Source organism: Reyranella sp., from assembly GCF_044224635.1.
Lineage (GTDB): Bacteria > Pseudomonadota > Alphaproteobacteria > Reyranellales > Reyranellaceae > Reyranella.
In genome coordinates this window covers 97,476-120,544 of sequence record NZ_JBGAKA010000021.1, presented here as the reverse complement: position 1 = coordinate 120,544, position 23,069 = coordinate 97,476, and the positions used below count along the sequence as shown (strand labels likewise).

At 66.1% G+C, this 23,069-nt stretch carries 22 protein-coding genes and 2 pseudogenes; 14 read left to right on the top strand and 10 right to left on the bottom strand.

The window, feature by feature from the left end:
* Nucleotides 1-102 precede the first annotated feature (102 nt).
* The 3 genes from ACILR9_RS19500 to ACILR9_RS19490 all read right to left on the bottom strand — a co-directional run bounded on the left by ACILR9_RS19500 (nucleotide 103) and on the right by ACILR9_RS19490 (nucleotide 2,693).
* Nucleotides 103-1,290: a deoxyguanosinetriphosphate triphosphohydrolase gene (locus tag ACILR9_RS19500; RefSeq protein WP_395711619.1), complete on the bottom strand. Its 1,188-nt coding sequence runs from the start codon at nucleotides 1,288-1,290 to the stop codon at nucleotides 103-105.
* A gap of 240 nt (nucleotides 1,291-1,530) precedes the next feature.
* On the bottom strand, nucleotides 1,531-1,959 hold the full coding sequence (locus ACILR9_RS19495; protein WP_395711618.1) for a universal stress protein: 429 nt from the start codon (nucleotides 1,957-1,959) through the stop codon (nucleotides 1,531-1,533).
* Between the two features lie 5 nt (nucleotides 1,960-1,964).
* The gene (locus ACILR9_RS19490) at nucleotides 1,965-2,693 is read right to left on the bottom strand and encodes a YjbE family putative metal transport protein (protein ID WP_395711617.1); all 729 of its coding nucleotides are present in this window, start codon (nucleotides 2,691-2,693) and stop codon (nucleotides 1,965-1,967) included.
* Between the two features lie 123 nt (nucleotides 2,694-2,816).
* Between ACILR9_RS19490 and gpt the strand changes: the two genes are divergently transcribed.
* The 5 genes from gpt to ACILR9_RS19465 all read left to right on the top strand — a co-directional run bounded on the left by gpt (nucleotide 2,817) and on the right by ACILR9_RS19465 (nucleotide 8,808).
* Nucleotides 2,817-3,317, top strand: a complete 501-nt coding sequence (gpt, locus tag ACILR9_RS19485; RefSeq protein ID WP_395711616.1) for a xanthine phosphoribosyltransferase — start codon at nucleotides 2,817-2,819, stop codon at nucleotides 3,315-3,317.
* A gap of 128 nt (nucleotides 3,318-3,445) precedes the next feature.
* Nucleotides 3,446-4,471, top strand: coding sequence for an NAD(P)-dependent alcohol dehydrogenase (locus ACILR9_RS19480; protein WP_395711615.1), 1,026 nt, complete (start codon nucleotides 3,446-3,448; stop codon nucleotides 4,469-4,471).
* A 195-nt stretch (nucleotides 4,472-4,666) separates the two neighbouring features.
* On the top strand, nucleotides 4,667-6,724 hold the full coding sequence (locus ACILR9_RS19475; protein ID WP_395711614.1) for a bifunctional aldolase/short-chain dehydrogenase: 2,058 nt from the start codon (nucleotides 4,667-4,669) through the stop codon (nucleotides 6,722-6,724).
* Nucleotides 6,725-6,895: 171 nt separating this feature from the next.
* Nucleotides 6,896-7,780: a TauD/TfdA dioxygenase family protein gene (locus ACILR9_RS19470; protein WP_395711613.1), complete on the top strand. Its 885-nt coding sequence runs from the start codon at nucleotides 6,896-6,898 to the stop codon at nucleotides 7,778-7,780.
* On the top strand, nucleotides 7,780-8,808 hold the full coding sequence (locus tag ACILR9_RS19465) for an aldo/keto reductase (protein ID WP_395711612.1): 1,029 nt from the start codon (nucleotides 7,780-7,782) through the stop codon (nucleotides 8,806-8,808). Before ACILR9_RS19470 ends, ACILR9_RS19465 begins: the two co-directional genes overlap by 1 nt.
* 191 nt (nucleotides 8,809-8,999) lie before the next feature.
* Here the strand turns inward: ACILR9_RS19465 and ACILR9_RS19460 are convergent.
* A pseudogene (locus tag ACILR9_RS19460) lies at nucleotides 9,000-9,533 on the bottom strand (class I SAM-dependent methyltransferase); the annotation flags it as partial.
* Nucleotides 9,534-9,677: 144 nt separating this feature from the next.
* Between ACILR9_RS19460 and ACILR9_RS19455 the strand changes: the two are divergent.
* The 3 genes from ACILR9_RS19455 (at nucleotide 9,678) to ACILR9_RS19445 (ending at nucleotide 11,166) form a co-directional block, all read left to right on the top strand.
* Nucleotides 9,678-10,505: an amidohydrolase family protein gene (locus ACILR9_RS19455; RefSeq protein ID WP_395711611.1), complete on the top strand. Its 828-nt coding sequence runs from the start codon at nucleotides 9,678-9,680 to the stop codon at nucleotides 10,503-10,505.
* Between the two features lie 71 nt (nucleotides 10,506-10,576).
* Nucleotides 10,577-10,804, top strand: coding sequence for a hypothetical protein (locus tag ACILR9_RS19450; protein WP_395711610.1), 228 nt, complete (start codon nucleotides 10,577-10,579; stop codon nucleotides 10,802-10,804).
* Nucleotides 10,801-11,166, top strand: coding sequence for a type II toxin-antitoxin system death-on-curing family toxin (locus ACILR9_RS19445; RefSeq protein ID WP_395711609.1), 366 nt, complete (start codon nucleotides 10,801-10,803; stop codon nucleotides 11,164-11,166). The genes ACILR9_RS19450 and ACILR9_RS19445 overlap by 4 nt, the downstream gene beginning before the upstream one ends.
* Before the next feature lie 4 nt (nucleotides 11,167-11,170).
* Here ACILR9_RS19445 and ACILR9_RS19440 read toward each other — a convergent pair whose 3' ends face one another.
* Entirely contained in the window at nucleotides 11,171-11,626 is a 456-nt protein-coding gene (locus ACILR9_RS19440) for a CHRD domain-containing protein (protein ID WP_395711608.1), read from the bottom strand.
* A gap of 99 nt (nucleotides 11,627-11,725) precedes the next feature.
* Entirely contained in the window at nucleotides 11,726-12,022 is a 297-nt protein-coding gene (locus ACILR9_RS19435; RefSeq protein WP_395711622.1) for a hypothetical protein, read from the bottom strand.
* Here ACILR9_RS19435 and ACILR9_RS19430 point away from each other — a divergent pair.
* Both ACILR9_RS19430 and ACILR9_RS19425 read left to right on the top strand, forming a co-directional pair.
* Nucleotides 12,007-12,108, top strand: a pseudogene (locus ACILR9_RS19430) (LysR family transcriptional regulator); the annotation flags it as partial. The gene ACILR9_RS19435 and the pseudogene ACILR9_RS19430 sit on opposite strands and share 16 nt — an antisense overlap.
* Before the next feature lie 273 nt (nucleotides 12,109-12,381).
* Entirely contained in the window at nucleotides 12,382-13,713 is a 1,332-nt protein-coding gene (locus ACILR9_RS19425) for an HNH endonuclease family protein (RefSeq protein ID WP_395711607.1), read from the top strand.
* A gap of 125 nt (nucleotides 13,714-13,838) precedes the next feature.
* Here the strand turns inward: ACILR9_RS19425 and ACILR9_RS19420 are convergent, their stop codons facing one another.
* Nucleotides 13,839-15,584, bottom strand: a complete 1,746-nt coding sequence (locus tag ACILR9_RS19420; protein WP_395711606.1) for an NAD(P)-binding domain-containing protein — start codon at nucleotides 15,582-15,584, stop codon at nucleotides 13,839-13,841.
* 70 nt (nucleotides 15,585-15,654) lie between these two features.
* On the opposite strand from ACILR9_RS19420, the gene ACILR9_RS19415 reads away from it, so the two are divergent.
* From ACILR9_RS19415 to ACILR9_RS19405, 3 genes are all read left to right on the top strand, one after another.
* On the top strand, nucleotides 15,655-16,797 hold the full coding sequence (locus tag ACILR9_RS19415) for an amidohydrolase family protein (protein ID WP_395711605.1): 1,143 nt from the start codon (nucleotides 15,655-15,657) through the stop codon (nucleotides 16,795-16,797).
* A 154-nt stretch (nucleotides 16,798-16,951) separates the two neighbouring features.
* Nucleotides 16,952-17,800, top strand: coding sequence for a DMT family transporter (locus tag ACILR9_RS19410; protein ID WP_395711604.1), 849 nt, complete (start codon nucleotides 16,952-16,954; stop codon nucleotides 17,798-17,800).
* Between the two features lie 9 nt (nucleotides 17,801-17,809).
* Nucleotides 17,810-19,012, top strand: coding sequence for a pyridoxal phosphate-dependent aminotransferase (locus ACILR9_RS19405; protein ID WP_395711603.1), 1,203 nt, complete (start codon nucleotides 17,810-17,812; stop codon nucleotides 19,010-19,012).
* A gap of 135 nt (nucleotides 19,013-19,147) precedes the next feature.
* Here the strand turns inward: ACILR9_RS19405 and ACILR9_RS19400 are convergent, their stop codons facing one another.
* Together ACILR9_RS19400 and ACILR9_RS19395 are read right to left on the bottom strand one after the other, a co-directional pair.
* Nucleotides 19,148-19,540 (bottom strand): hypothetical protein, encoded by a 393-nt coding sequence (locus ACILR9_RS19400; protein WP_395711602.1) that lies wholly within the window; start codon nucleotides 19,538-19,540, stop codon nucleotides 19,148-19,150.
* A gap of 227 nt (nucleotides 19,541-19,767) precedes the next feature.
* The gene (locus ACILR9_RS19395) at nucleotides 19,768-21,333 is read right to left on the bottom strand and encodes an AMP-binding protein (RefSeq protein ID WP_395711601.1); all 1,566 of its coding nucleotides are present in this window, start codon (nucleotides 21,331-21,333) and stop codon (nucleotides 19,768-19,770) included.
* Nucleotides 21,334-21,460: 127 nt separating this feature from the next.
* Between ACILR9_RS19395 and trxC the strand changes: the two genes are divergently transcribed.
* The gene (gene trxC, locus ACILR9_RS19390) at nucleotides 21,461-21,901 is read left to right on the top strand and encodes a thioredoxin TrxC (protein ID WP_395711600.1); all 441 of its coding nucleotides are present in this window, start codon (nucleotides 21,461-21,463) and stop codon (nucleotides 21,899-21,901) included.
* Nucleotides 21,902-22,138: 237 nt separating this feature from the next.
* On the opposite strand, the gene puuE is transcribed toward trxC, so the two are convergent.
* Entirely contained in the window at nucleotides 22,139-23,050 is a 912-nt protein-coding gene (gene puuE / locus ACILR9_RS19385) for an allantoinase PuuE (protein WP_395711599.1), read from the bottom strand.
* Nucleotides 23,051-23,069 lie beyond the last annotated feature (19 nt).

Here is a 23,069-nt window from a genome sequence, read left to right as displayed (position 1 = left end):
TTGGCCGCAGAGCGGCCAAACGCCTTGGACGCGGACACCTCCCCAGCGAAGCTGGGGAGGAGAAGAAGAGCGCCATCGGAGTGGCGCGCTCCCCGCAAAGAGCTACGTATACAGATCGAACAGCCGCCGGTGCTCGTCGAGGGCGTAGCGGTCGGTCATGCCGGCGATGTAGTCGGCGACCAGGCGGGCGCGGGCCGGGGTCTCGGCCTGCTCGGCGCGCTCGCGCCACGGCGAGGGCAGGCAGTTCGGCTCGCCGAACAGCAGGCGGAACAGGTCGGCGACGACGCGACGTGCCTTGGAGTGCGAGCGGTTGAGCTTCCAGTGCTCGTACATGCGTTTGTACAGAAAGGCCTTCACGGTGCGGTCGGTTGCCGCCATGTGCTCGGAGAAGCCTGCCAGCGGCCGCGTGCCGGCGCGGATGTCGGCCACCGAGCGCGGCGCCGCCTCGGCGAGCCGCCGCCTGGTTTCGCCGACCAGGTCCTCGACCATGGCGTTGATCACCCGCCGCACCGCCTCGTGGATCAGCCGCGACTGGCCGATGCCGGGATACGTGCTCTCCACCAGCCCGAACATCTTGCCGACCAGCGGCAGGTCGCGCAGGTCGGCAATCTCGAACAGGCCGGCGCGCAGGCCGTCGTCTATGTCGTGGTTGTTGTAGGCGATGTCGTCGCTCAGCGCGGCGATCTGCGCCTCCGGGCCGGCATAGCCCGACAGCTCGAGATCGTGGTCGCGGCAGTATTCGACGATGGCGGCGGGAAGATCGTCGAGGCGGCGGCGGCCGCTCAGCAGCGGGCCGTTGTGCTTCACCGCGCCTTCGAGGGTCTCCCAGGTGAGGTTGAGCCCGTTGAACTCGGCGTAGCGCTCCTCGAGCTTGGTCAGGATGCGCAGCGTCTGGGCATTGTGGTCGAAGCCGCCATAGGGCGCCATCGCGGCGTGCAGCGCCTCCTCGCCGGCATGGCCGAACGGCGTGTGGCCGAGATCATGGGCCAGCGCCACCGCCTCGCCGAGATCCTCGTCGAGCCGCAGGGTGCGGCAGATCGAGCGCGCGATCTGCGCCACCTCGAGCGAATGGGTGAGCCGCGTCCGGTAGTGGTCGCCCTCGTGATAGACGAAGACCTGGGTCTTGTGCTTCAGCCGCCGGAACGCCGTCGAATGGATGATGCGGTCGCGATCGCGCTGGAACGGGCTGCGACTTGGCGCCTCGGCCTCGCGATGGAGGCGGCCGCGGCTCTGCCACGGCAGGGTGGCGTAAGGCGCGAGCGTCTGGCGTCGCCACAACTCGTCGGCCACGATCAGCGAACCTCCTGGCGGTACCGCGGGGTTGTACGCCGGCCGGACCGGCACAACAACCGCAGGCCCTCAGCGGTCGCGTCGCCTGCATCATTTTTCGCAGGCGACGAGACAGTCCCCATCCGACAGCGTCTGGCGGCGACATCGGACCGTCACTTTGGCAAGAACCAAAGCGCTCCCAGCGCATGACGTGCTCTCTGACGATGTTACAAGCCGTGGCCTGCCCATCGGCCTCAGGCGCTACTTGACCAGCGTCACCGGCACGCCGACATGGGCGATCACGTCCTGCGCCACCGAGCCCATCAGCACGCCGGCCAGGCCGGTATGGCCGCGCGTCCCCAGGACGACGCTGCCGGCATCGAGCTTCTTGACGAAATCGTTGACCACCGCGCCATGGCGGCCGACGCCGATATGGACCGTGGCCGGAACACCGGCCTTTTGCGCGAGCGCGACCGCCGAGGCCAATGCCTTGTCGCCTTCCTCGCGCCGATAGGCGTCGATCTGGCTGCGATCGACGAAGCTTGAGATGGCGCCGCCGAACGACGGCTGAACGTTCAGGAGGTGCAGCTCGGCGGCAAGGCCGCCGGCAATCAGCGCGAGCGCGTGCGCCACCGCACGGTCTGAGTTTGCCGACCCGTCGACCGGCACCAGGATCGCTTTCTTGGCCATGGCCGCTACTCCTTTCCCGACGATTTCTTGGCGAGGTCGATCGGCTCGGCATGGGCGCGCTGCCTGGCGCGATACTGCAGGAGGTAGCCGATCGCCACGGTGATCACGGCGCCGCCGATCTCGAAGATCATCTTGGCATTGGGCAGCTTGGCGGCGAGCCACTCGGCATAGGCCGGATCGGTCGCCAACACCTCTCCGGCGATGTAACCCAGCAGCGCGCCGCCGGCGATGACGATGATCGGGAAGCGGTTGAGCAGCAGCATGATCAGCGTGGCGCCGAAGATGATCAGCGGAATGCTGATAAGCAGGCCGAGGATGATCAGCGTGACGTTGCCGTGCGCCGCCGCGGCGATGGCGATGGCGTTGTCGAGGCTCATCACGGCGTCGGCGATGATGATGGTGCGGATGGCCGCCCACAGCGAGCCGGCCCCCTTGACGCCGTCGCCGCCCTCCTCCTCGCCCTGCACCAGCTTGATGCCGATCCACAGCAGCAGCAGGCCGCCGATCAGCTTCAAGTAACCGATCTTGAGCAGCTGATCGACGATCAGCACGAAGATGATGCGAAGGACGATGGCGCCGGCGCTGCCGATCAGGATGGCCGGCCTCTGATGCCGCTTGTCCAGGTTCCGGCAGGCGAGCGCGATGACCAGCGCGTTGTCCCCGGACAGCACGATATTGACCAGGATGATCTGGGCGAGGCCGCTCCAGAAGGCCGGTGTCAGCTCAATTCCCATGTTTTCGCGATCCCCGTCCCAGCTTCAAGTGCGCGCGACAACCTTCATTGCATCTGTCGAAGGTGTTAGTTCAGCGTTTGCGGTCCGGCAAGCCAAACCGGACCACGGGGGGAGGCTCGATCGATGGCAAGCAGCGCCGGCTACAACAAGATGTTCCCTGTGTCGTGGAGCGAGCTGCATCGCGATGCGCGGGCGCTGGCCTGGCGGCTGGCCGACCTCGGGCCGTTCAAGGGGCTGGTCGCGATCACGCGCGGCGGCCTGGTGCCGGCTGCCATCGTCGCGCGCGAGCTGAACCTGCGACTGATCGACACTGTCTGCTGCTCGACCTACGACCGCATGGCGCGCGGCGCCAAGGTCGAGCTGCTGAAAGGCACTGCAGCGGAACAGGAAAAAGGCAAGGGCTGGCTGATCGTCGACGACCTGGTCGACACCGGCGTCACCGCGCGCGCCGTCCGGGCCATGCTGCCGCAGGCGCATTTCGCCACCGTCTACGCCAAGCCGGCGGGAAGGCCAACCGTCGACAGCTATATCACCGAGGTGAGCCAGGATACCTGGATCCTGTTCCCGTGGGACCAGGAAGCGGTCATGGCCAAGACCATCGTCGAGCTGAAGGGCGGGCAGTGAGCGGCCCAACCCCTTGTCATCCTGAGCGCAGCGAAGGACCTCATCGCCGCCCGCCAGGAGCGTACTTCGAGACTGCTGGCGGTGAGATCCCTCGCTGCGCTCAGGATGACAGGAAGAGGTAAGCCGACATGAAATGCTACGTCATCCCCACGCCGCAGGGCATCGACTCCCTCATCCTGGTCGAGCGGCCGGATCCGGCGCCGGGGCTGCGCCAGGTGCTGGTGCGGGTGCGGGCGACCTCGCTCAACTATCGCGACCTGATGACCATCCAGGGCAGCTCCGCCCGCGCCGCCCCCAAGCCCGACCTTGTTCCCCTGTCCGACGGCGCGGGCGAGGTCGTGGCGGTCGGCGCCGGCGTCGGCCGGGTCAAGGTGGGTGACCGGGTGGCCGGATGCTTCATGCAGCGATGGCCCGGCGGGGCGATCGACGACGCGGCGACCGCCTCGGCGATGGGCGGCGCGATCGACGGCATGCTGACCGAGCTGGCGCTGCTCGAGGAGGACGGCGTGGTCCGGCTGCCCGACAGCCTGAGCTTCGAGGAAGGCGCCACCCTGCCTTGCGCCGGAGTCACCGCCTGGCACGCGCTGGTCGAGATCGGCCGGATCAAGGCGGGTGACCTCGTGCTGGTGCAGGGCTCGGGCGGCGTCTCGATCTTCGCCCTGCAGTTCGCGCGCGCCTTCGGGGCACGGGTGATCGCGACCTCCAGTTCGGCCGCCAAGGCCGAGCGCCTGCGCCGGATGGGCGCCGAAGCGGTGATCGACTATCGCGCCACGCCCGACTGGGACAAGGAAGCAATGACGCTCACCGGCGGGCGCGGCGCCGATCTGATCGTCGAGGTCGGCGGCGCCGGCACCCTGCCGCGCTCCTTCCAGGCAGCGCGCATCGGCGGCAAGATCGTGGTGATCGGCCTGCTTTCCGGCATGGCCGAGGTCGATCCCATGCCGATCCTGCGGCGCAACCTGCATGTCCAAGGCCTCTATGTCGGCAACAGGCAGATGTTCGAGGCGATGAACCGGGCGATCGAGGCGAACCGCCTCAAACCTGTCATCGACCGAGTGTTTCCTTTCGCTGAGGCAAAGGAAGCCTACCGGCACATGAAGAGCCAGACCCATTTCGGCAAGATCGTGATCACGCATGGCCAAAGTGAGCATTGAGGGGGCGCCCCTTCCTCTTGTCATCCTGAGCGTAGCGAAGGATCTCATCGCCAGAAGTTGCAGAGTGCACTTGTGGCATACGGCGATGAGGTCCTTCGCTGACGGCGCTTGCTTCGCAAGCCCCTTGCTCAGGACGACAAGAAGGCGGCCCTGGCAACCGCTCCTCGCCATGAGCTCGTCATAGAGGAAAATCCAATGCAAAACCTGTGGTCCGACACCGACGCCAAGGACGCGATCGCCCGCCATGCCGCCAAGGGCATCGGCGAGGATCTGGCGCTGCGCGTCTACACGACGCGGCTGCTGGGCGGCGAGCCGCGTCTGGTGCTGCACGGCGGCGGCAACACCTCCGTGAAGACCAAGGTGGCCGACGTCACAGGCGAGCCGGTCGAGGTGCTGTGCGTAAAGGGCAGCGGCTGGGACATGGGCACGATCGAGGCGCCCGGCCTGCCGGCGGTTCGGCTGGCGCCGCTCGGCGGCCTGGTCGGCCTGCAGGCGCTGTCCGACGAGGACATGGTCAACATCCAGCGCTGCAACCTGCTCGACAGCAAGTCGCCCAACCCGTCGGTCGAGACGCTGCTGCACGCCTTCCTGCCGCACAAATTCATCGACCACACCCATTCCAACGCCGTGCTGGCGTTGACCGACCAGCCCGACGGCGAGGAACTGGCGCGCGACGTGTTCGGCAAGCGCGCCGCCCTGGTGCCCTACATCATGCCGGGCTTCGCGCTGGCCAAGAAGGCGAGCGAGGTCTCGCGCGCCCATCCCGACGTCGAGGGGCTGATCCTGCTGAAGCACGGCATCTTCTCGATGGGCGCCACGGCGGAAGAAGCCTACGGGCGCATGATCGACCTGGTGAGCCTGGCCGAGCAGCGGCTGGCCAAGGCGACGCGCAAGATCTTCCCCGGCGCCAACCTGCCCGGCGCGATCGCCGGCGCCGCCGACGTCGCGCCGATCCTGCGTGGTCTTCTCTCATTGCCGGCGAAGAGCGGCGGCCGCGAGGCCGCGCAGCGCTTCATCTTCGAGTTCCGCACCAGCCCGGAAATCGTGGCCTATGTCGGAGGCCGCGAGATCGGGCGCTACAGCCAGCAGGGACCGGTCACACCCGACCATGCGATCCGCACCAAGAACCTGCCGCTGGTCGTGCCGGCGCCCGAGGCCGGCAAGCTCGATGCCTTCAAGGCCGGGGCGAAGCAGGCGCTCGACAATTTCATCGCCGACTACCACGGCTATTTCGCGCGTCACAACGCGCGCCAGCTGCCGAGCAAGACCGAGCTCGACCCGATGCCGCGCGTCGTGCTGGTGCCGGGGCTCGGCCTGTTCGGGCTGGGCAAGTCGTCGAAGGATGCGAAGATCGCCGCCGACCTCGCCGAGACCACGGTCGAGGTGGTGGCCGACGCCGAGCGGCTCGGCACCTATCAGTGCATACCCGAGCCCGACATCTTCGACATCGAATACTGGTCGCTCGAGCAGGCCAAGCTCGGCGCCGAAGCGGAGAAGCCGCTGGCGCGGCGCATCGTCGTGGTGACCGGCGGCGGCTCGGGCATCGGTGCCGCGACAGCGCAGGCCTTCGCCCGCGAGGGCGCCGAGCTGGTGGTGATCGACCAGGATTCTACGCGCGCCAGCGAGATCGCCAGCAAGGTGAAAGGCTTCGCTCTCGCGTGCGACGTCACCAATCCGGCCGAGGTGCGCGCCGCCTTCGATCGCATCGCCGCGACCTATGGCGGCGTCGACATCGTCGTCTCCAACGCCGGCGCAGCGTGGCAGGGAAAGATCGGCGACGTCGACGAGGCGACCTTGCGCAAGAGCTTCGAGCTCAATTTCTGGGCCCATCAGAGCGTGGCGCAGAACGCCGTGCGGGTGATGCGCGCCCAGGGCCTGGGCGGCTGCCTGCTGTTCAACACCTCCAAGCAGGCAGTCAATCCGGGTCCCGATTTCGGTCCCTATGGCCTGCCCAAGGCAGCGACCCTGTTCCTGATGCGCCAGTACGCGCTCGACCATGGCGCCGACGGCATCCGCTCGAACGCCGTCAACGCCGACCGCATCCGCTCCGGCCTGCTGACCGACGCCATGATCGCCCAGCGCTCCAAGGCACGCGGGCTGAGCGAAGCCGACTACATGGGCGGCAACCTGCTCGGCCTCGAGGTGACCGCCGACGACGTCGCGCAATCCTTCGTGGCGCTCGCCAAGGCCTCCAAGAGCACCGGCGCGGTGATCACCGTCGACGGCGGCAACATCGCCGCGGCGTTGAGGTAATCCTGTCATCCTGAGCGCAGCGAAGGATCTCATCGCCGTATCCAACCGAACCTCTGAAGCGACTGGCGATGAGATCCTTCGCTGCGCTCAGGATGACGAGAAGACGCTAGGCTACGGATGACAGAGGAGAGTTTCCTCCCACGCATGACCCGACGGCGCTATAGTCGGCGCATGTCGCTCGCGATCACACCTCTCACGCCGCATATCGGCGCACGCCTGACCGGCATCGATGCCGGCAGGCCGATCACGCCGGCCGAGGTAGCCGCTGTGGAAGCCGGCATGGACCGCCACGCCGTCCTCGTGCTGCCCGGACAGGCCATCACCGACGGGCAGCAGCTTGCCTTCACGCGCAATTTCGGGCTGCTCGAGGAAGGCGCCAACAGCACGGTGCGCAATGCCGAGCTGCGCCTCGCGCCGACCTTCGCCGACGTCTCCAACCTCGACCGGGATGGCACCATGCTGGCACGCGACAACCGCCGGCGCATGGCCTCGCTCGGCAACCGGCTGTGGCATTCCGATGCCTCGTTCCGCGCCGTGCCGGCGCGCTACTCGATCCTGAGCGGCCGCATCGTCACGACGGAAGGCGGCAACACCGAGTTCGCCGACATGCGCGCCGCCTACGACACGCTCGATGCGCGCACCAAGGCCGAGGTCGAGACCCTGGTCTGCGAGCATTCGCTGATCTATTCACGGCAGCAACTCGGCTTCTCGGAATTCCTTCCGGACGAGCGGGTGTCGATGCGGCCGGTGCTGCAACGGCTGGTGCGCACGCATCCAGTGACCGGCCACAAGTCCTTGTTCCTGTCGGCCCATATCGGCGCCATCGTCGGCTGGCCGAGGCCCGAGGCGATGGCCTTCATCCGCGACCTGATCGAGCACGCCACGCAACCCAAATTCGTCTACGTCCATCGCTGGACGCAGCACGATCTGGTGATCTGGGACAACCGCACGACGATGCACCGCGTGCGCCGCTTCGACGATCTCAATATCGTGCGCGACATGCGCCGCACGACCACACGCAGCGACGGGCCGACCGTCGCCCAGGAGGCTGCCTGATGACCAACCTTCCCCGCCGCCAGGTCGGCCGCACCAAGGTCGAGGTCACCACGCTCGGCCTCGGCGGCGCGCCGATGGGCGGCTTTCGCGCCAGGATCTCGGAGTCCAAAGCGCTGGCGATCACCAACCAGGGCTACGAGGCCGGCGTCCGCTACTTCGACACCTCGCCCTACTACGGCTACGGGCGCAGCGAGCTGCGCATGGGCGCGGCGCTGCGCGGCAAGCCGCGCGACAGCTACGTCCTGTCGACCAAGATCGGCCGCATCGTCCACGCCATGAAGCCCGGCGAGCAGCCGCCAGCCGATTTCCGCGACAACGGCCTGCCGGGCTTCGCGCCGGTGTTCGACTACACCTACGACGGCGTCATGCGCTCGCTCGAGCACTCGCACCTGCGCCTCGGCATCTCGCGCATCGACATCGCGCTGGTGCACGACGTCGATTTCTGGACGACCAAGGATCGCGGCGTGCTCGAGGAGCGCTTCAAGACGGTGATGGATTCGGGCTTCAAGGCACTCGACGAGCTGCGCCGCGCCGGCGTGATCGGCGCCATCGGCGTCGGCATCAACGAGGCCGACACCAGCCTGCGCTTCATCAAGGCCGGCGACTTCGACTGCATGCTGCTGGCCGGCCGCTACACCCTGCTCGAGCAGGGCGGGCTCAGCGAATTCCTGCCCGAGTGCGTGACCCGCGGCGTCTCGGTGATCCTTGGCGGCCCGTACAATTCCGGCATCCTGACAGGCGGCGTGAAACCCGGCGCCACGCACGACTATGCCCCGGCGCCCGCCAACCTGATCGAGAAGGCGCAGAAGATCGAGGCGATCTGCCAGCGTCACGGCGTCGAGCTGGGCGCGGCGGCGCTGCAGTTCCCGCTGTTCCATCCGGCCGTGTGCTCGGTCATTCCCGGCGCGCTCGAGGTCGCCGAGGTGAAGCAGAACGTGTCCCGGATGTCGGCCCAGCTGCCGAGCGAGCTGTGGAGCGAGCTCAAGCGGGAGAACCTGATCGATCCGGCCTCGCCGACGCCGAACTGACGCGCGTCTCGGGTGCATGCACTTCATGTCATCCTGAGCGTAGCGAAGGATCTCGTCGCCAGAAGCTTCAAAGCACACTTGCGGCACACGGCGATGAGGTCCTTCGCTGCGCCCAGGACGACAGAAACGCGGTCCCGCCAGACCGCTTTTCACGGTGAGGTCCTTGTGTTTCAACCAAGCAAGATCGAGCCCTAGCGGCGCGCCGTCATCACCAGCGCCCTGATGCGGCCTTCTACGGCGCCGTTGCCGAAGCGCCGAGCCACCGCTTCCGCCGCCCGCTCGGTCGCTTCCTCGAGCCGCGCGGCGTCGCGCGCCTCGATCTCGTTGCGCAGCGGCGTGCCCTGGCAGATGGCGATCGCCGGGATGCGCGGCGAGGATGCCTTGCTCACCCCGTCCACGGCATCCACGGCGATGTCGACGAAGCCCGCCGCCTCGAGCTCGTGCCGGATGCGCGCGACGTCGTGGTAGCCGTGCGGCGTGCGCGCCATGAAGCGCGGCGGATCCTGCGGGAACACCGCGACAAGCGCCTCGGTGACGACGTCGGCGAACTCGTTCTCGGAAATCCTGTCCCACACATTGAACAGGTATCGTCCGCCGCTCCTCAGGACGCGCCGCGCCTCGCGATACCCCTGCACCTTGTCGGGAAAGAACATCGCGCCGAACTGGCAGACGACGGCGTCGAAGCTCTCGTCCGGGAACGGCAGCGCCAGCGCGTCGGCCTGCTTCCACTCGACCCGGCCCGGCGGCTAGCTGGTCGTAAATTTCGGGGATCGAGCCTGCGAACAGCTTGTCGGTCGTCGCCATGGAATTGCTCCACCGAATCGGCGCAGAATGATAGCACATACGACAAGCGCCCCGGGTGAAACGCCATGAAGATCATCGACGCCCAGATCCACATCTGGACAAAGACCGTCACACCGCCGTCCGGCCTGCATCGCAAGGTCGAGAAGTACACCGCCGAGGAGGCGCTGAAGGAGATGGACGAGGCGGGCGTCGATGCTGCGCTGATCCATCCGCCCTACAGCTGGGACCCCGACTCGAATGCCTATGCCGTCGAGTCGGCAAAGAAGTATCCCGACCGCTTCGCCGTGATGGGTCAGTTCCCGCTCGACGATCCGGAAAGCCGCAAGCGCATCGTCGGCTGGCGCAACCAGCCCGGCATGATGGGCCTGCGCTGGGCGCTGCTCTACCCCGACCAGCAGAAGGCGCTGCACGAGGGCAAGCTCGACTGGGTGTGGCCGGCGGCCGAGAAGGAAGGGCTCCCCGTGGCCACCATGGCCGGCCTGTTCCTGCCGCAATTCAAGAAGATCGCCGAGGCGCATCCGCAGCTCAGGCTGATCATCGACCATTGCGGCCTGCTGCGGCTCGAGAAGGATGCCGCGGCGTTCGGCAAGCTCGACGAGCTGTGCGCGCTCGCCAAGCTGCCCAACGTCGCCGTCAAGGCGACCGGCGCGCCGGGCTACTCGACCCAGCCCTACCCGTTCCGCAACCTGCACGACGGGCTGCACCGCATCTTCGACGCCTACGGCCCCAAGCGCTTCTTCTGGGGCACCGACATCACCCGCATGCCCTGCACCTGGCGCCAATGCGTGACCATGTTCACCGAGGAGCTGCCGTGGCTCAAAGGCAACGACCTCGAGCAGGTCATGGGCCGCGGCCTCGCTGACTGGATCGGCTGGAAATACAAGTTCGACTAGGCAGTCCAGCAGCTCGATTGCGGCTCTGCGGTCGAACCCTCATAATGTCGTACCGTTTACGGACATGGATGATGGCCAGCGACCTTGAGGAACTCGCCACGCGCGTGGATGCGAAAACCCTCGCAGCGTTGCGTCGACTCGCCGAGAAGGAGGGTCGACAGCTCGAGGCGCTGGTTGACGAGGCGTTGAGGGACCTGCTCGAAAAGCGTGAGCTTGGACGGCCTCGGGATCATGTCATGGAAGCCTATCAGCGCAGTCATGCCCGATACGGCGAGCTCTACAAGAAGCTGGCTCGGTGAGCGACTGGCTCACCGTCGCCGACGTTCTCGCTATTCACGCCGATCAAATCGAGAAGTATGGGGGCTCGTTCGGCCTCCGAGACGGCAACCTTCTGGATGCGGCACTGTCGCGTCCGCAAATCGGCTACTATGCCGACATCATTGAAGAAGCTGCGGCTCTCTGGGAGAGCCTTGGCCAGAATCACCCCTTCATTGATGGTAACAAGCGAACGGCATTCGCTGCCACCTACACCTTCCTGATCATCAACAACGTTGAGATCAAAGAATCCGCCGACGAAACCTACAGCTTTATCGCCAACCTTTACGAAACGAACTCGTTCCGGTTCGAAGCTCTCGTGAGATGGCTCAGGAGCAACACCTAGCCTCCTACTTCTTCAGCGGCAGGATCTGCCCGCGGATCTCGCCGTCGGGATGGTTCACCGTCAGCACGTTGACGTACCAGCGGCCGGCCAGCACCTGGGCGGCCTGCTGCTCGGTCAAGGTGACGCCGTCCCAGATCGTGTAGTCGTAGATTGGGATGTTGATCGGCGCGACCTGCTGGGCGTTCTCGCCGGGCCCGGCCGGGCCCTGCAGGTAGCCCATGGTGATGGGGCTGCTGAGCCCCACCAGATTCAGGCGATATTCCAGCACCTTGGTCGATGGGCGATAGACCGCCTCGAAGTAGCCCCAGGCGCGGCTGTCGGTGGGCGGTACCTCGCTGGCGCCGTTCAGGGTGGCGCGGAAGTCGGTCTTCGCCACCCTGGGCTCGCCGAGATAGGCCGAGCAGCCCGCGGCGAAGAGGATGGTCAGCGCCAGGAAGGCGCGGGCAACGGCGGCGATCATGCAATGGTCTCCCCGACCATCATACGCAGGAACCGCCGGCCGTCTCCCTGCCACAGCATCATGCGGCGAGGCGCGCACCCTGCGACGCCTCGGCCAGCGTCAGCGAACCGCGGTACTGGCCAACGCTGGTCGCCAGCTGCCCGTGCTCGACAGCCTGCGCGAACTGCACGCCGGCTCGCGCTCCAGTCGCGCCCGCAGCGCCGCGCCGAGCAGCATCATCGATTCGTCCGCGGCCATCCGGAAGCGCGGTGTCCCCGCGACCTCCCGCCCGGCGTCGCGGTGCAGTCGCCAGGTGCTGGCGATCTCGTTGGCCAGCAGCCCGTCATGATCGGCGAGGTCCACGGGCTGGTCCGGCATGCCGCGCGCTGCGAGATAGGCCTGGCGAAGTGACGACAACCATCCTCATGCCGCATCACCGCAGCCAACTGCCGGCGGTGCGTGCGGTCGTCGATTTCCTCGTCGCGAACGGAAAGCCGGCATGAGCCGTGCCCGACGGCGACACCTTTGTTGGGCTCTGACAGGACATTCGGCACTGCTCCCGTCCAAGTGGTCTGATCGTTACGATCCGGCGGTCGGTCCTATCGGGAGAGGTCTATCCGGCTCGCCCGCGAGTGCCGGAGCAACGCACAAAGGAGCGTCGTGCTCGTACCCGATTTGTTTCGCATGAAACGCTAGCGGAATATGCACATGAGAACGCGCGTCAGACGGTCTATCTTCGCCTCGAGTTAAAATGCACCGTTCTCTAGGGGGAGAGAATGCTCGGAACAATTCAAGCCGCATCAAAGAAAGCCGCGATCACCTACCGCATTGGTACCAAAAGCATTCTCGATCTCATCAACCTCTACAACAACGAGCATCTAAATCTTGAACCGGGGTTCCAGCGACAGTCCGTGTGGACCGAGCGCGACCGAGCCAAGCTCATCGACAGCATCCTGCGGAACTACCCACTACCAGCAATCTTTCTCTACCGTCGGGAGGAAAATGGCCACCTCGTGTTCGACGTGATTGACGGCAAACAGCGCCTCGAGTCGATTCTGAAGTTCACCGGCAACATGCGCGGTCGCTTCAGGACTAAAACGCAATTGCCGAGCGACGAGGAAGCGGATTGGTTGGATTGGAGTTGGCTGCGCCGCGCCGGCGAGCAACATCGCATCACGGGCTATGAAATCCCAGTAGTTGAAGTAGATGGTGAGATTGGCGACATCATCGATGTGTTCGTGCGCATCAACTCCACCGGCAAAGCGTTGACCAGTCAGGAGCAACGCCACGCCCGTTACTATAATAGTCCCCTCCTCAAGGAGGCAGCTAAAATAGCTCGGCGATACGAGCGCTATTTTCTAGACAACGGCGTCTTCAGCTCCGGTCATATCAGCCGTATGAAGCATGTAGAGTTGATTTGCGAATTGATGCTGTCGATGGTGCAAGGTGACGTTCTGAACAAGAAGACAGCCCTCGACCGCGTGATGAAAACTCAATCCTTCGATGGACGGCAGATCGGGAAGGCCAACAGACTGGTGACGTCGGCCCTAAACCGAGTCCGTAGAATGTTTCCGCAGCTCAGGACTACGCGCCTACGCCAAGTGACGGATTTTTATTCCCTTGCAGTTCTGATCGGAAAATTTGAGCAAGAAGGATTGATCCTCACGGACCGGCACCGCAACCGGCTGGCTTGGGATCTGCTGAAGGCTTTCGCCACTCGCGTAGATGAAGTGCGCGAGCTGCAGCGCAAAGCTAAAGGCGCCGAGCCGCACCAGGAGCTGTATCGCTCGTATCTCATCACTGTCTCGCAAATGACCGACGACGTGAACCAACGCCGCAAACGGGAAGAAGTCCTACGAGGTATTCTCGGCAGCCTGTTCGCCAGCAAAGACACGCAACGTGGCTTCAGCGCGGAGCAGCGCCGTATCCTTTGGAATACGGCGAATGCCCGCGTCTGCGCCGTCGCCGGCTGCAGTACGAAGCTGTCCTGGGAGGACTTCACCATTGATCACATCGACCCGCACAGCAAAGGGGGCCGCAGTCGGCTCGACAATGCCGCCCTGATGTGCCGCAAGCACAACTCTGCTAAGGGCAATCGGCGGCGATGAAAAGCGTTACTACAAGCGCACTTTATGGCAAACGACGATGAGGTCCTTCGCTTACGACGCTTGCTCCTAAGCGTCGGACTCGGGACGACTGAAAGTCGATGTTACGGGACGGCGAGCACCGTCTCCTATTCCCTGTGATGCACCGGGCCGCGACCATAGACCGGCGTCGGCAGGCCCTCGAGACGCGCCTTGAGCTGCAGGGCGAGGTAGCGCGAGTAATGGCGCGACTGGGCGAGATTGCCGCCGTGGAACCACAGGCCATCCTGCGCCGTCGGCTTCCACATGTTGCGCAGCTCGCCTTCCCACGGGCCGGGATCCTTGGCGGTCTGCGAGCCTAGTCCCCAGCACTTGCCGACCTTGTCGGCGACCTCCTGCGAGATCAACGCTGCCGCCCATTGGTTCATCGAGCCATAGCCGGTGGCATAGACGACGAGGTCGGCGGTGATCTCGCGACCATCCGTCAGCACGACGGCCTGCTCGGTGAGCCGCGCCACCTCGACGCCGGAGCAGAGCTTGATCTCGCCGCTGGCCACGAGCTCGGATGCGCCGACATCGATGTAGTAGCCCGAGCCGCGCCTGATATACATCGGCCCGATGCCCGACTCGTCGTCGCCGTGGGTGAGCTTGAAGCCGGCAGCGGCAAGCCGGGCATAGAACTCGGCGTCGTCGCGCTTGATCTGCTCGACCGTCGGCCGTGAGGCCGCGGGCTGCAGGGCATAGGGTAGCGAGGCGACGGTGAGATCAGCATGATCGGTCGTGATCCCGGCCTTCACCGCGGTTTCCGAATAGAGCGTGCGGAATCGCGCCAGGGTCTCGGCGCGCGCCACCAGGGTCGGCGAGCGCTGGATCATGGTGACGTGGGCGCCGTGCTCCCAGAGGTCGGCGGCAATGTCGTGCGCCGAATTGTTCGAGCCGACGACGACGCAACGCTTGCCCTGCCAGCCTTCGCCGCCGGCGTGCTGGCTGGAATGGTGCTGGGCGCCGGCGAAGCGGTCGGCCCCCGGGATGCGCGGTATCTCCGGGAAGCCCGACATGCCGGTCGCCAGCACCACGTGCTTGGGACGCAGGATATGCGGCTGGCCGGCGCGCTCGACCTCGACTGTCCATTCCTGGCGCTGCTCGTCCCATGCCGCGCGGACGCAGGCGGTGTCCGGCCAATAGTCGAGCTCCATGATGCGCGTATAGGATTCGAGCCAGTCCCCCATCTTGTCCTTGGGCGTGTAGATCGGCCAATGATCGGGGAACGGCAGGTACGGCAGATGGTCGTACCAGACCGGGTCGTGCAGGCAGAGCGATTTGTAACGCCGACGCCACGCATCGCCGGGACGCGGCAGCCTGTCGATGATCAGCGCCGGCACGCCGATCCGCTTCAGCCGCGCGCCCAGCCCGATGCCGCCCTGCCCGCCGCCGACAACCAGCACGAAGGGCTGGCGCGTGATGCCGAGCTCTGCCGCATCGGCGGCACGGCGGTCGCCCCAGGTGCGGCGGCCGCGGAAAGCGCCGTGCTCGACGCCGCTTTCGCGCGTCGGCCCGCTGGTTTCCTCGAACCCGTCGAGGCTCATCAAGGCGGTGAACAGGGTGTGGCACTTGCCATCCTTCAGGCGGATGTGCCCGCGCCCGCGGCCGACCGAGGTTGTGAAGGTGAACCAGCCGTCGCTGCCCTCGAGCTCGAACGAGTCGGGCCGCACGTCGGACAGGCGCGCCGCGAGCATGTCAGCAATCGCACTGCGGCTCTCGAAGGTCACGATGTTCCACGTGAAGGCGACGAGATCGCGCCAGTAACTGGTCTCGTGGAAACCGGCGGCTGCCGCCGCGATATCGCCGCGCTTCAGATCAGACGCGAAGCAGGCGAGCCATTCCGAACGGTCCATCGTTCTTCCATTGCAGCGAAAGGTGGAGGGGCGCAGTCTAAACGGTCACTGGCCTGCGAGGAATGTCGCCATGAAATACGATGTCATCTCCGCCGATGGTCATGTCGATCTGATCTGGCTGCCGCCCGACCTGTTCACCGCCAATGCATCGTCGGCGCTGAAGGACCGCATGCCCCACGTCGTCGAGGGACCGAAGGGACCGGAATGGGTCAGCGCCAAAGGCGCCAAGTTCGGGCTGATGAACGGCATGGGCTCGGCCGGCCGCGAGTATGTGCCGGGCGTGATCCATCGTTCCGACCGCATGGCCTCGACCGGCCTCTACGACGACGGCAAGAAGGGGGTGCGCCGCCTGACCGAGCCGGAGCTGCGGCTGAAGGACCAGGACCGCGATGGCGTGCAGGCCGAGATCCTCTACGGCGTCCTGGGCTCGAGCGGCCGGCTGAACGATCCCGAAGCCGCGTTGGAAATGCTGTGCATCTACAACGACTGGCTGCACGATTTCTGCAAGGCGGCGCCCGACAGGTTGATCGGGCTGGCCAACATTCCCGGCTACAACATGGAAGAGTCGGTCGCCGAGATGATGCGCAACGCCAAGCGCGGCGTGCGCGGCTTCGACGTCGCCAACCGGCCGGACATGACGCCGTTGTGGGATCCGTTCTGGGAACCGCTGTGGAAGTGCGCCCACGAGACCGGCATCCCCGTGCACTTCCACACGATCGGCGGCCGCTCGCCCGACACCAGCAAGCTGCCGCACTACGTCGTGCGCCGCGTGCAGGCCGCACAGATCACCAACTTCCAGATGCACATGAGCTACATGCTGATGTCGCTGATCTACTCCGGCGCGCCCGAGCGCTATCCCAACCTCAAGATCGTGATCGGCGAGGCGGGATTGGGCTGGATCCCCTACGTTCTGCAGCATATGGACCTCGAATGGGAGGACCAGTTCAAGGATCTCGAGCTCAAGATAAAGCCGAGCGAGTACTGGTACCGGCAATTCTACGCCACCTACCAGACCGACCCGATCGGCATCCGCCTGCTCGACGTGCTGGGCGAGGACAACGTGATGTGGGGCTCCGACTATCCGCATCCCGACGGCATCTGGCCCGATTCGCAGGAGTTCCTCGATCGCGAGCTCACCGGTGTCACGCCCGAGGTGCGCCGCAAGCTCACGCGCGACAACGCGATGAAGCTCTATCATCTCGGCAACAACTGACGCTCATTCTCTCCTCCCCAAGCGTAGCTTGGGGAGGTGGCCGCGTAATCGCGGACGGAGGGGTCATGAGCAGCGCGACTGGGGCTCATGACCCCTCCGTCGGCGAAGACGCCGACACCTCCCCAGCGGAGCTGGGGAGGAGTATTCGGGAGGAATGACTCCCCCTGCCATCAGCCCGCGCGTCGTCCTTCTCACCGTGCTGGCGATGCTGGCGTTCGCCAGCAACTCGATCCTGTGCCGGTTGGCGCTCACCAGCACGACCATCGACGCGGCGAGCTTCACGGCGATCCGCCTGGTCTCGGGCGCGCTGACCCTGGTCGCCATTCTGCGCCTGCGCGGCGTGCGCCCGACCACGGGGGGCAGCTGGCCAATGGCGGCCATGCTGTCGGCCTATGCCGCGTTCTTCTCCTTTGCCTATCGCGACCTCACGGCGGCGACCGGCGCACTGCTGCTGTTCGGCGCCGTGCAGTTCACCATGACCGGCTACGGCCTGTGGCGGGGCGAGCGCTTCCACGGCCTGCGGCTGGTCGGCCTGATCGTCGCGGCCGCCGGCCTGGTCGGCCTGCTGCTGCCGGGTCTCGCCGCGCCTCCGATCGCCGCTGCTGTGATGATGCTGCTGGCCGGCGTCGCGTGGGGCGTCTATTCCCTGCTCGGGAGATCGGCCGGCGAGCCGATCGCGGCGACCGGCGGCAATTTCCTGCGCTCCGTGCCATTCGCCGCCGTGCTGATCCTGAGCACCTTCGGCCGCGTCGACAGCGACCTCGCCGGCGCGCTCTACGCCGTGCTGTCGGGCGCCGTGACCTCCGGCCTGGGCTACGTCCTGTGGTACGCCGTCCTGCCGGCGCTCAGCGCAACCTCCGCCGCCACAATCCAGCTCAGCGTTCCCGCCATTGCGGCGATCGGGGGAGCAATGCTACTCGCCGAGCCGGTAACCCCGCGGCTGCTGCTGGCTTCGGCGGCGATCCTGGGCGGCATCGCTCTGGTGATCAACAAGAAGGACTAGAAGAAGACCATGTTCGAAGTCGCCGAGCGTCTCAGGAACGTCAAGGTGTCGGCCTCGGCCGCGATGACCCGCAAGGTGCGCGAGCTGCGCGCCCAAGGCGTCAAGATCGTCGGCCTGTCGTCGGGCGAGCCCGACTTCCCGACCCCAAGCCACGCCATCGAGGCAGCGCACAAGGCGGCCCTGGCCGGCGACACCAAGTATCCGCCGCAGGACGGCGTGAAGCCGCTCAAGGAAGCGATCCAGCACAAGTTCAAGCGCGACAACCGGCTCGACTACGCGCTCGACGAGATCATGGTCAGCAACGGCAGCAAGCAGATCATGTACGACGCGCTGATGGCGAGCGTGAACCCGGGCGACGAGGTGATCATCCCGGCGCCGGGCTGGATCTCCTATGCCGACCAGGCGGTGATCGCCGGCGCCAAGCCGGTGCCGGTGTCGTGCCCGGAGAACAACCACTTTAAGCTGCGCGCCGCCGATCTCGAGGCCGCCATTACGCCGCGCACCAAGTGGACGGTGCTGAACTTCCCCAACAATCCGACCGGAGCGGTGTGCTCGCGCGCCGAGATGAAAGAGATCGCCGAGGTGCTGCTGGCGCACCCGCAGGTGCTGATCATGTCGGACGACGTCTACGAGCACCTCGTCTATGACGGCTTCGGCTTCTGCACCATCGCCGAGGTCGAGCCCAGGCTGCGCGAGCGCACCCTGACGGTGAACGGCGCGTCGAAGGCCTATGCCATGACCGGCTGGCGTGTCGGCTTCGCCGGCGGGCCGAAGCCCATGATCGCGGCGATGACCAACATGCAGGGCCAGATCGGCTCGGGCATCTCGACCATCAGCCAGGCCGCGGCGACGGCGGCGCTGATGGGGCCGCAGGAGCTGATCGCCGAGCGGGCTGCCGACTACTGCAAGCGGCGCGACGAGGTGGTGGAGATGCTGCGCCAGGCCCGCGGCATCACCTGCCACAAGCCCGAAGGCGCATTCTACGTTTTCCCCAACATCGCGGGCTGCATCGGCAAGACCACCAAGGGCGGCCGCAAGCTTGCGACCGACACCGACTTCGTCACGGCGTTGCTGGAGGAGAAGCACGTCGCCACGGTGCAGGGCGCGGCCTACGGCATGAGCCCGTACTTCCGCATCTCGTACGCGACCGACATGGCGAGCCTGCGCGAAGGCTGCCGCCGCATCCAGGAATTCTGTTCAGAGCTCAGCTGAGCGCTGCCGGGAGAGAGCGAAAAAGAGAAAGGTCCCTCGCTGCGCTCGGGATGACACTACTGCCGTCAGGGCAGCAGTATTGTTGTCATCCTGAGCGCAGCGAGGGACCTTTCCCCTTGTCCGAGGCCCGGCGTGTCACCGCACCTGGGCCTGCATCGACAGGATCTTGATGTGGGCCATCTGATCGCGCAGGCCGATCTTTCGCGAGCACAGTGGCCAGTGATACGGCTCCTCGAGCTCGAAGATCATGTACTTCGCCAGATCCATGGCACGCTCGTAGTCGTGCGCCAGCTCGGCGGCTTCGCGGCCATTGAGCTGGGTGCCGTCGCGTCGACGCTGGTAATTGATCACCGTGGTCACCGAGAACTGGAAGCGACCGAGATACGTACCGCGGCCGCCGTAGATCGGCCGATCGGACGGACCCGAGCCGCCCGACTCGCAATGGGCGAGCTGACGCATCATCTCGTCCTTGCGCTCGTCGATCTCCGATTTGAGCGCGTCGTGCATCGAGTACGACACGAGGTTCATGGGTTGCTCTTGCGGCTTGCAGGCGCACAGAGCGAGGGCGGTCGTTGCGAGACCGATGGTCGAGGATATTCTTGTCACCACCGGTCAGTGTTCCCACGATTCGCAACACGAGGTAAACCCACAAAATCCACATCGTTGCCCGCACAACGAGACCGAAGCGGGAACGCGTCATGAACCTGGATGAGCTCTTTTGGTGATCGTCGTGAAGATTCACGCAAGGCGCGCGATCAACCGACCTGTCGTGACTGGCCGCTCCAGTATTTCGCACGCAGCACTTTCTTGTCGACCTTGCCAACTGCGGTGAGAGGCAGCGCTTCGACGAACTCGATCTGCTTCGGCGTGTGTGCGCCGCCCTTGCGTTCGCGGACGTGCTGCATCAAGGCATCGGCCGCGGGTTGAGTGCCCGCCTTCCTCACAATCAGGGCGGTCACCGCCTCGCCCCATTTTTCGTGCGGCACGCCGATCACTGCTGCCATGGCGACATCGGGATGCGAGGACAGAGCGTCCTCGACCTCGCGTGGATAGATGTTGAAGCCGCCCGAGACGATCATGTCCTTCTTGCGATCGACTATATAGAGGTAGCCGCGCTCGTCGGCGCGCGCGATGTCGCCGGTATGCAGCCAACCGCCGGCGAAGGCCTCCTCGGTCTGCTCGGGGCGCTTCCAGTAGCGTTCCATGGCATGCGGCCCGCGCACGCAGATCTCGCCCGCCTCGCCCGGCGCCACCTCCTCGTTGGCCTCGTTGCGCAGGCTGACGCTGCAGGCGGCGACGGGGAAGCCGCACGAGGCGAACAGCTCGGGCCGCGCCGCATCGTGATCGACCCGGCGCAGCACGCTCACCGGATAGCATTCGGTCTGGCCGTAGAGCTGGCTGAACACCGGACCGATCCGCTCCAGCCCCTCGACCAGCCGTGTCGGCGACATCGGCGAGGCGCCATAGAGGATGAGCTCGAGCGACGACAGGTCGGTCCTGTCGAGCCCGGGATGATCCAGCAGCACGTAGATCATCGTCGGCACCATCAAGGTGAAGTTGATGCGCTCGCGCTCGATAGTGGCGAGGAACTTCTCTGGATCGAAGCCCTTCAGCAGATGCACGGTGCCGCCGCGCAGCAGCGAGGGCACCACCTTGGTGCCCGAGACATGGGTGATCGGCGCCGCGGCGAGATAGCGCGGCGTGGCGGGAAACTCGAAGTCGGCGGCGATCGCCAGGGTCGAGGCCACGCTCGAGCGATGGCGGCGGATCGCACCCTTCGACTTGCCGGTTGTACCGCCGGTGTAGTTGAGGATCGCGTAATCGTCGGGATGGCTGACGTCGACCGGCGTGGCAGCGCCGATCGCCTCGCCGGCCAACATCACGTCGCGGCCGAAATCGGCCTTGCCCATGGTGAGCACAATTTCGAGGCGATCAGCCGCCTTGGCCGCGAGCTCGGCGCCGCGCGCCCCGTGGGTGCGCGGATCGACGATCAGCGCCGTGGCGCCCGAATCCTCGATGACGTCGAGATGGTCGGCGAGTGCGCCGAGCGGATGCAGCCAGGTCGAGACAAGGCCGAGACCGCTGCTCGCCACGCCGGCGCACCAGGTCTCGGCGCTGTTGGCGCTGAGGAAGGCCGCGGTCTGCCCCTTCTTCAGGCCGGCCACGACCATGGCCGCCTGCAGCCGGCCGATCAGGTCGAAGGCGCCGCGGTAGGTCAGGCTGCCGCCGTCCCAGACGAAGGCCATGCGGTCGGGGAAGCGCGCCAGCGCGCGCAGGACGAGCGTCGTGGAGGTAGGGATCTGGTGGAGCGCGGCAGTCATGAGGCATCGTTTACCATGGTCGTCTCGTTGCATACGACAGGGCATGATCCCGTCTGGCCAACGTGGCGAGACGACAGGAACCTGCCGTCGCCTGGCGACTTGTTGGCAGCAAGACAGAGGTGAAACCATGACCGAATCGCTCATCGTCGCCTGCCCCTCGTGCAATACCCTGAACCGCGCGCCGCGCGACAAGCTTGCCAGCGGCGGCAAATGCGGCCACTGCAAGTCGCCCTTGTTCTCCGGCCATCCCGTGGCGCTCGATGCGACGAGCTTCGACCCGCATGCGGTGAAGAGCGACATCCCGCTGCTGGTCGATTTCTGGGCACCGTGGTGCGGCCCGTGCAAGGCGATGGCGCCGCACTTCGAGAAGGCGGCCGGCCGTCTCGAGCCCACGGTGCGCCTGGCCAAGATCAACACCGACGACGAGCAGCCGCTCGCCGGCCAGTTCGGCATCCGCGGCATCCCGACCCTGATCCTGTTCAAGCACGGTCGCGAGATCGGCCGGCAATCCGGCATGATGGACGCCGCCGGCATCGAGAGCTGGGTCAGCGGGATGCTGGGCGGGTAGATCTCACTTCGCCCTCCCCAGCGAAGCTGGGGAGGTGTCCGCGTAATCGCGGACGGAGGGGTCATGGGCTCATGGCCGGGAGCGCGCCACTCCGTGGCGCTCAAGGGATAGCGGACACACCGATTGCGGATCGAAGATGAGCATGAGCGCCACGGAGAGGCGCGCTCCCGGCCCATGACCCCTCCGTCGCCGTAAGACGGCGACACCTCCCCAGCGAAGCTGGGGAGGTGTCCGAACTCACCCCTGCGCCGGATGCACCTTCATCCAGTGACGGGCGATCTCCTCGCGGGTTGCCACCCAGACCTTGGGCTTGGAGGCGACGTAGTCGAGGAAGCGGGCCAGGGTGGCGGCGCGGCTCGGCCGGCCGCACAGGCGGCAGTGCAGGCCGATCGACATCATCTTGGGGCTGCGCGCGCCTTCGGCGTAGAGCAGGTCGAAGCTGTCCTTCATCGCCTGCAGCCAGCCGTCGCCGGCCGTGTAGCCGGGCGGCACGGCGAACTTCATGTCGTTCACCTCCAGCGTGTAGGGCACGATCAGGTGCGGCATGCCGTCGACGCTCACCCAGTAGGGCAGGTCGTCCGAGTAGGAGTCGCTCGAGTACAGGAAGCCACCGTGCTTGATCACGGCCGCCAGCGTGTGCATGCCGAAGCGACCGGTGTACCAGCCGACCGGCGGCTTGCCGGCGGTGTCGACGATCGCCTTGACCGCGCGGCGCATGTGCTGGAGCTCCTGCTCCAGGGTGAAGTCCTTGTAGTTGATCCAGCGCCAGCCATGGCTCGCCACCTCGTGACCGGCCTGGGCCATCGCCTTGCCGGCGATCGGATTGAGCTCCAGCGCGCGGCCGACCGCCCATGACGTGAAGCGCATGTTGCGTTCGGCGAACAGGCGCAGGATGCGCCAGAAACCGGCGCGGCTGCCGTACTCGAACATCGACTCGGTCGACAGGTCGCGGCTGCCCTGGATCGGCGTGCCGCCGGGCGTCTCGGTGAGGAACACCTCGGAGGCGGCATCGCCGTTCAGGATGTTGTTCTCGCCGCCCTCCTCGTAGTTCAGCACGAAGCTGACGGCGATTCGCGCCTCGCCGGGCCATTGCGGATCGGGGGTGTTGGGGCCGTAGCCCAGGAAGTCGCGGTCGAGATGGCTGTGCATGGTGGAATCCCCCGGAAAA